The sequence below is a fragment of the Jannaschia seosinensis genome (assembly GCF_001408515.1).
GTDB lineage: Bacteria > Pseudomonadota > Alphaproteobacteria > Rhodobacterales > Rhodobacteraceae > Jannaschia > Jannaschia seosinensis.
The window spans coordinates 1-7236 of record NZ_CYPR01000226.1 but is presented as its reverse complement, the minus strand read 5'-3'; the positions used below and the strand labels follow the sequence as shown (position 1 = coordinate 7236).

The following is a 7236-nucleotide window of genomic DNA, read 5'->3' as shown; positions in this document are numbered from 1 at the left end:
GAGCGAAGCTTGTCCGTCACGAGGACATCTGCTCGCCCGTGCTTCTTCAGTGCTTTTCTGAGGAATTTCAGCGCAGCCTTCTTGTCCCGCGTCTTCGTGACGAAGCTTTCCAGCACTTCGCCCTCATGATCGACCGCCCGCCAGAGGTAGTGCTGCTCGCCGTTGATCTTCACGAACATCTCGTCGAGGTGCCAGCGCCAGCGGCTCGATTTCAGGCCCTCGATGCGTCGCTTGCGGATTTCGCCCGCGAATAGCGGCCCGAAGCGATGCCTCCAGAAGCGCACCGTCTCGTGGCTGACGTCGACGCCGCGCTCATGGAGCAGATCCTCGACGTTCCGAAGCGACAGCGGGAAGCGGAAATACATCATCACCGCCAGCCGGATGATCTCGGAGATCGTCTTGAAGTACTTGAAGGGGCTGCGCTTGGTCATGCGGGGAGCCTAGCCAGCCGCCTGCTCCGCCTCAAGCGAAGTTCTTCTGACAAGGCCGACAAGACCTCACCAACTGTTCCGCGCGCGTTTTTCTTTCGGTCGCGTGGTCGTCCGCCGGGATTGCGGTCGAGACCCTTGCTGCGTCAAACTTGGGGGTGACAGTTGGCTTAAGTCTTGGTAATCGGGTGCGGGGCATGGACGGGACGAGCGATGTGAGTTGAAGAGACGGGGCTTGAGGGGGTGCTGATCCTGACGCCGGAGCGGCATGGCGACATTTGGAGGTTCTTTTCGGAGAGCTGGAACGGGCGGCGGCTGGCCGGGCTCGAGGTGGACTTCGTGCAGGACAACCATTCGTTCTCGGCGCGGGCCGGCACGGTGCGGGGGCTGCGCTTCCAGGCGGCGCAGGCCAAGCTGGTGCGCTGCGGGCGGGGCCGGCTTTTCGACGTGGCCGTCGACATCCGCCGGGGCAGCCCCACCTACGGGCGCTGGACCGGGGTCGAGCTGAGCTTCGAGAACGGCCGGCAGCTCTTCATTCCCGAAGGCTTCCTGCACGGCTTCGCGACCCGCGAGCCGGAGACCGAGATCTTCTACAAGTGCAGCGATTACTATGCGCCGGACTGCGACGGGGCGGTGCGGTTCGACGACCCGGAGATCGGCATCGACTGGGGCTTGGCGCCGGGCGCGGCGATCCTGTCGGAGAAGGACGCGGCGGCGCCGCGCCTGCGCGATCTCGACAGCCCCTTCACTTGGGAGGCGGTGCGATGAAGCTCTTGGTCACCGGCGGGGCGGGCTTCATCGGCTCGGCGGTGGTGCGGCTGGCCGTCGCCCGCGGGCACCGGGTGGTCAATCTCGACGCGCTGACCTATGCCGCCTGCCTGGAGAACGTGGCCGAGGCGGCCGAGAGCCCGCTTTACGCCTTCGAGAAGGCGGATATCCGCGACGCCGCGGCGCTGGAGCGGATTTTCGCTGCGCATGCGCCGGACGCGGTGATGCACCTGGCCGCCGAATCCCATGTCGACCGCTCGATCGACGCACCCGGCGACTTCATCGAAACCAACGTCACCGGCACCTACACGGTGCTGCAGGCGGCGCGCAGATACTGGGTGCAGGCCGGCCGGTCCGACGGCTTCCGCTTCCACCACATCTCCACCGACGAGGTCTACGGCACGCTCGGGGCCACCGGGCTTTTCACCGAGGAGACGCCCTATGCGCCCAACTCGCCCTATTCGGCCTCCAAGGCGGCCTCCGACCACCTGGTGCGGGTCTGGCACGAGACTTACGGCCTGCCGGTGGTGCTGTTCAACTGCTCAAACAATTACGGCCCCTACCAGTTTCCCGAGAAGCTGATCCCGGTGATCATCCTCAATGCCATCGCCGGCCGGCCGCTGCCGATCTACGGCGACGGGTCGAACGTGCGCGACTGGCTCTATGTCGAGGATCACGCCGACGCGCTCCTGACGGTGCTGGAGACGGGCGCGCCCGGCTGGTCCTACAATATCGGCGGCGAGAACGAGCGCACCAACCTGGAGCTGGTGAAAACGATCTGCGGCATTCTCAACGAGCTGCGGCCCGGGGCCGAGGGCTCCCCATGCCGACCGGATCGCCTTCGTCGCCGACCGCCCCGGCCACGACGCGCGCTACGCAATCGACCCGTCGCGGATCCGCCGCGAGCTGGGCTGGCGCCCGTCGGTGACGGTGGAGGAGGGGCTGCGGCGCACGGTGCGGTGGTTTCTCGACAACGAGCCTTGGTGGCGCCGGCTGCAGGAGCGGACCGGGGTCGGCGAGCGGCTGGGCCGGGCGGGGTAGCATGGCGGTTCTGGTCTTCGGCAAGACGGGGCAGGTTGCGACCGAGCTGGCGCGGGTCGGGCGCGAGGAGGCGATCTGCCTCGGCCGGGCGCAGGCGGATCTCTCCGACCCGTGGGCCTGTGCCGCGATCATCCGCGGGACCGGGGCGGAGGCGGTGATCGACGCCGCCGCCTACACCGTCGTCGACCGGGCCGAGGACGAGGAGGCGCTGGCCACGGTGATCAACGGCGCGGCGCCGGCGGCGATGGCTCGGGCTTGCGCGGCGCGCGGCCTGCCCTTCGTGCACATCTCCACCGATTACGTCTTCGACGGCAGCGGCGAGGCGCCTTGGCGCCCCGATGACCAGACCGGCCCGCTGGGCGCCTATGACCGCTCCAAGCTGGCCGGCGAGCAAGGCATCGCGGCGACAGGCGGCCAATATGCCATCCTGCGCACCTCCTGGGTGTTCTCGGCCTATGGGCAGAACTTCGTCAAGACCATGCTCGGGCTGGCGCAGAGCCGCGACCGGCTGACGATCGTCGCCGACCAGGTCGACGGCCCGACCCCGGCCGCCGACATCGCCGCGGCCTGCCTGGGCCTCGCCCGCGGCCTCGCCGCCGGCGCGGGGGCGCCGGGCATCCATCACTTCTCCGGCGCGCCGGACGTCAGCTGGGCCGGTTTCGCCCGCGAGATCTTCGCCCAAGCCGGCCTGGCGGTGACGGTCGAGGAGATCCCGGCCGCGCAGTTCCCCACCCGGGCGGCGCGGCCGGCCAATTCGCGGCTGGACTGCAGCGCGCTGGAGGCGCAGGCCGGCATCGCCCGGCCGGACTGGCGGGCGGGGCTGACGCGGGTGCTGGCCGAGCTTGCGGAGGCGGCGGGATGATGAAACGGATGCTGCGACACCCCAGGAACGCCAAGACCGCCCTGGAGAAGAACGCGGCGCACAGGTTCGCCGCCACCCAGGCGCTCGTCTGCTATCCGACGGACACCGTCTATACCTTCATTCCGAAGAACGCGTGTTCGACCCTGCGGCTGAGCCTGGCCGCCGCCAACGGATGCGTGGCCGGACCGGAGGACTGGACCTGGATACATCCCAACAACCGCACGTTTTCGGCCACCCTGCGCGAGCTTCTGACCGCCCGGTTCACCTTCGTCATCCTGCGCTGCCCCCATGCCCGGCTGGCCAGCGTCTTCCTGGACAAGATCGTCTCGAAGACGACGGAGTTCTGGGACCTGTACCGGCTGGAGAACGACGGGCTGGACGAGTTCCGGACGACGTTCCGCCGCTTCGTCGCCACCATCGAGAAACCGAAGAATCTCCGCGCCAACATTCACTGGCGGCCGCAGGAGGAGTTTCTCGTCTACGAACGCTACGATGCGTATTTCCAGATGGAGCGGTTCGGCGACGCGGTCCCGCAGATCGAGCAGCAGGGCGGGATCGCGCTCATCGATGCCCGGCCGCTGACCCGCCACGGCACCGAGCGGTTCGACCTGGTTTCCGATCTCTGCTACGCCGATACGCCGCTTGCGGAGCTGGCGGAGATGAAGCGGCAGGGCAAGGCGCCGGCCCACGCCGCGCTCTACGACGACAGGCTGGCCGCGCGCGTGGCGCGGATCTACGCCGCCGATCTGGCGCTCTATTCCGGCCTGTTCGGCACGCCGGACCTGCTTTTCCCCGCCGCCGCCGGCCACGAAAGGAGATGACTTTCATGTCCCAGCAACGCAAGGGCATCATCCTGGCCGGCGGCTCGGGCACCCGGCTCTACCCGATCACCATGGGGGTGTTGAAACAGCTGCTGCCGATCTACGACAAGCCGATGGTCTATTACCCGCTCTCGGTGCTGATGCTGGCGGGCATCCGCGAGGAGGCGGTCATCACCACCCCGCAGGACCAGGACGCCTTCCGGCGGCTGCTGGGCGACGGCGGCCAGTGGGGCATGGGCTTCACCTATATCGTCCAGCCCGAACCGGACGGTCTGGCCCAGGCCTATCTGCTGGCCGAGGACTTCCTGGCCGGGGCGCCCTCGGCGATGGTGCTGGGCGACAACATCTTCTTCGGCCACGGCCTGTCGGACCTGCTGGCGCGGGCGGATGCGAAATCGGCCGGGGGCACCGTCTTCGGCTACCGGGTGGCCGACCCGGAACGCTACGGCGTGGTCGGCTTCGACGCCGCGGGCCGCGCCACCCGGATAATCGAAAAGCCCGACGAGCCGCCCTCGGACTTCGCCGTCACCGGGCTTTACTTCCTCGACGGCGATGCCCCGGCGCGGGCCCGCGAGGTCACCCCCTCGGCCCGCGGCGAGCTGGAGATCACCACCCTGCTGGAGATGTATCTCCAGGCCGGACTGCTCTCGGTCGAGCGCATGGGCCGCGGCTATGCCTAGCTCGACACCGGCACCCACGGCTCGCTGCTCGATGCCGGCAATTTCGTGCGCACCTTGGAAACCCGCCAGGGCCTGCAGACCGGAAGCCCCGACGAAATCGCCTTCACCAAAGGCTGGATCGACGCCGACACCCTCGCCCGCCGCGCCCGCCAGTTCGGAAAGAACGGCTACGGCGAATACCTCGCCCGCCTGCTCAAGGACGAGGCGTTAGAAACCCCGCCCCGGGTCCGCCCGCCCGCAGGCCAAGCGCTGCGGTGGCGCGGTGCCTTTTGTCGCCGAAATCGTGGTTGCGATGACTGGTCATGGTCGCAACGCCGCCAAGGTCATTCGGCAGGCCTTGTCCGCGGGGAGCCGGCCATCGCAAAGCGCTTCAGGATCGGGCACGACCGCCGGAAATCGGCGACGGCGCACCCCGAACGGAATGGATTCGCAGCGCCCGGCATGCCCCGCCCGGACAGAGGCGGAGGCGCGGCTACGCCGCTTTTCGACCGCGGAGTCGTCGGCCGCATGCGGAATGCCCAGCGTCTGCAGGTGATCGCGCAGCCGGACCACGTCCTTTTCGTCAATGTCGAAAAGGCTTTTACGGAATTCCTCAGAGCTCATGGCGCCGGGGCTGTCGGGGACGTTCGGCATGAGCTCGAGTCCCGAGACCTCTTCCATCCAGGCGATATCGTCGGTCACTAGAGTATCCGTCTTGATCAAGCCGGTTTCGGCGTCCATTTGCGGTCTTGTTGGACAAGCGCGTTGGCGAGTTCGATCAGCTTTCGCATGAGAGCGGTCAAGGCGACTTTTGCCGGCTTCCCGGCCTTGATCATGGCGTGGTATCTCTGTCGCAGATCCGGGTTGTGGCGGGCGGCGACGAGCGCAGGCATGTAGAGCGCGTCGCGCAGGAACTTGCGGCCGCCCTGGATGAAGGCAGCGCCGCGCCACTGGCCGGATTGCCGGGTCATAGGAGCAAGGCCTGCGAGGCTGGCGATCTGCTTTCGCGTCAGAGTCCCGAGTTCCGGGCACTCAACGAGGATGGCCACAGCGGTGATACGACCCAGCCCGGGGATCGAGCAGAGAACTTCGAAGGCGCGGGCCCGTTTCGGGCACTGGAGCAAGAGATCCAACAGCGCCTCTTCCAGCTCGACGAGCTGGCGCTTGACCTGCGCAAGGCGTGCTTTGGACTGACGCTTCAAGAGGGCCAAGGTCTGTGTTTTGGAGCGGTTGAGCAGGCGGGTACGCTCCTTGATCAGCGCCATGCGGGCGATTTGTAAATCCTTGATTTCATGATGATTGCTGTCCTCTGGAGCGTCTGGCACAAGATCCAGTGCCGCCCCCATCACGGCGAGTATCCGGGCATCAACCGCGTCGGTCTTGGCCCGTGTCCCCCGGGCTTGCGCAAAGCGTCGGGCTTGCAACGGGTTCACCTTCACCAGAGGCAAAACTCCGGTAAAATGACGCTCGAGCGCAGCGTGGTAAGCACCGGTCGCCTCAAAAACAACAAGGTCTGGCATCTGCTTCCCAATCCAGCGGCGCAATGCGCGCAGGCCGGCTGAGGAATTGGAGAACTGCGCCGCCTCGTCGGTGCTCAGGCGGTGGACGTCGAGCGTCGCTTTTGAGATGTCGATTCCGATGGTATCCTGTCTCATCTTCGCGTGTCCTATGCTTGTCGTAGAGGGCTCTGCGCCGCTCTGTATCCGTGCAGGCCTCAGGCGAAGACGATGGCTGATCACACTCTAAAACGGTCCAGACTGTGTGAAAACACGAACAAGATTCCCAGGTTCATGGGGTCGTGGTATCCTCGAGCATGGCACATGTTTCAGGCGATGATCGGTCCCAACGGCTGCTTTTGCCGGACTCTGTGGACGACTATGTGGGGCCGGACAACGTGGTTCGGTTTATTGACGCGTTCGTTGACGGGCTCGATCTGCAAGCCGCTGGCTTCGGGCGGGTTCGGGCGAAGACGACCGGTCGACCGGGATATCATCCGGCTGATCTCTTGAAGCTTTACATTTACGGATACCTGAACCGGGTGCGGTCCAGCCGTCGGCTGGAGATTGAGACGCGCCGCAACATCGAAGTGATCTGGCTGCTCCGTCGCCTGACGCCCGACTTCAAGACAATCTCGGATTTCCGCCGCGACGAGATATGCCCAAAAGTTGGTGACGGTCCTCATCAGGCGGCGGTTTGAAGTTGCTTGATCCCGTCCTTGAACTCAATCCCCTGAATGACGTCGGGCAGACGGTTTGGCCCGTTGATCTTCCGCCACTTCTTCTTGGCTGACTTCATGAGTCGGAAGACCATGGCGAGGGCGGTCTTGCGGTTCAGGCAGCCCTTGGTTTTGCGGGTCCGGTTCCTGACCGTGGCGAAGACACTCTCGATCGGGTTCGTGGTCCGAATGTGCTTCCAGTGCTCGGCCGGGAAGTCGTAGAAGGCCAGCAGCTCGTCACGGTCTTTCACCAGCTTGGCCACAGCCTTCTCGTACTTCGCGCCGTAGATTTCGACGAAGAGATCGAAGGCGGCATTCGCCTCCTTCTTCGTCTCGGCCATCCAGATGTCTTGCAGATCGGCCTTGACCCTTTCATGCATGGATTTGGGGGTCGCGCCCAGCACATTGGCGGTCTTGTGAACCCAACATCTCTGCTCGCGCG

General features: G+C 66.0%; 6 protein-coding genes and 4 pseudogenes. 6 read left to right on the top strand and 4 right to left on the bottom strand.

All coding sequences use genetic code 11. From position 1 onward, the window contains the following. The coding region (locus JSE7799_RS16845; RefSeq protein WP_144431775.1) for an IS6 family transposase at positions 1-431 on the bottom strand (431 nt) is incomplete at its 3' end. A 216-nt stretch (positions 432-647) separates the two neighbouring features. Between JSE7799_RS16845 and rfbC the strand changes: the two are divergent. From rfbC to rfbA, 5 genes and pseudogenes are all read left to right on the top strand, one after another. Then, positions 648-1196 (top strand): annotated as a pseudogene (rfbC, locus tag JSE7799_RS16840) (dTDP-4-dehydrorhamnose 3,5-epimerase); the annotation flags it as partial. Then, a pseudogene (rfbB, locus tag JSE7799_RS16835) lies at positions 1193-2237 on the top strand (dTDP-glucose 4,6-dehydratase). The pseudogenes rfbC and rfbB, both read left to right, overlap by 4 nt. 1 nt (position 2238) lies before the next feature. Continuing rightward, a complete protein-coding gene (gene rfbD, locus JSE7799_RS16830) occupies positions 2239-3099 on the top strand; it encodes a dTDP-4-dehydrorhamnose reductase (RefSeq protein ID WP_055664635.1) in 861 nt (286 codons plus the stop codon). Between the two features lie 8 nt (positions 3100-3107). Continuing rightward, positions 3108-3920, top strand: coding sequence for a sulfotransferase family 2 domain-containing protein (locus tag JSE7799_RS16825; RefSeq protein WP_245624924.1), 813 nt, complete (start codon positions 3108-3110; stop codon positions 3918-3920). A gap of 5 nt (positions 3921-3925) precedes the next feature. Then, positions 3926-4798, top strand: a pseudogene (gene rfbA, locus JSE7799_RS16820) (glucose-1-phosphate thymidylyltransferase RfbA); the annotation flags it as partial. A gap of 102 nt (positions 4799-4900) precedes the next feature. On the opposite strand, the gene JSE7799_RS21165 reads toward rfbA, so the two are convergent. Continuing rightward, on the bottom strand, positions 4901-5281 hold the full coding sequence (locus JSE7799_RS21165; protein WP_186201990.1) for a hypothetical protein: 381 nt from the start codon (positions 5279-5281) through the stop codon (positions 4901-4903). Between the two features lie 17 nt (positions 5282-5298). Further along, entirely contained in the window at positions 5299-6234 is a 936-nt protein-coding gene (locus JSE7799_RS16815; RefSeq protein ID WP_055664633.1) for an IS110 family RNA-guided transposase, read from the bottom strand. Between the two features lie 158 nt (positions 6235-6392). Between JSE7799_RS16815 and JSE7799_RS16810 the strand changes: the two are divergent. Then, positions 6393-6728 (top strand): annotated as a pseudogene (locus tag JSE7799_RS16810) (transposase); the annotation flags it as partial. A 32-nt stretch (positions 6729-6760) separates the two neighbouring features. Here JSE7799_RS16810 and JSE7799_RS16805 read toward each other — a convergent pair. After that, positions 6761-7236: transposase (locus tag JSE7799_RS16805; protein WP_186201989.1), on the bottom strand; the 476-nt coding region annotated here is incomplete at its 5' end.

Coding starts and splice junctions, on each gene's coding strand:
- JSE7799_RS16825 (WP_245624924.1), top strand. CDS start 3,108: ATGCTGCGACACCCCAGGAACGCCAAGACCGCCCTGGAGAAGAACGCG.
- JSE7799_RS16815 (WP_055664633.1), bottom strand. CDS start 6,234: ATGAGACAGGATACCATCGGAATCGACATCTCAAAAGCGACGCTCGAC.
- rfbD (WP_055664635.1), top strand. CDS start 2,239: ATGGCGGTTCTGGTCTTCGGCAAGACGGGGCAGGTTGCGACCGAGCTG.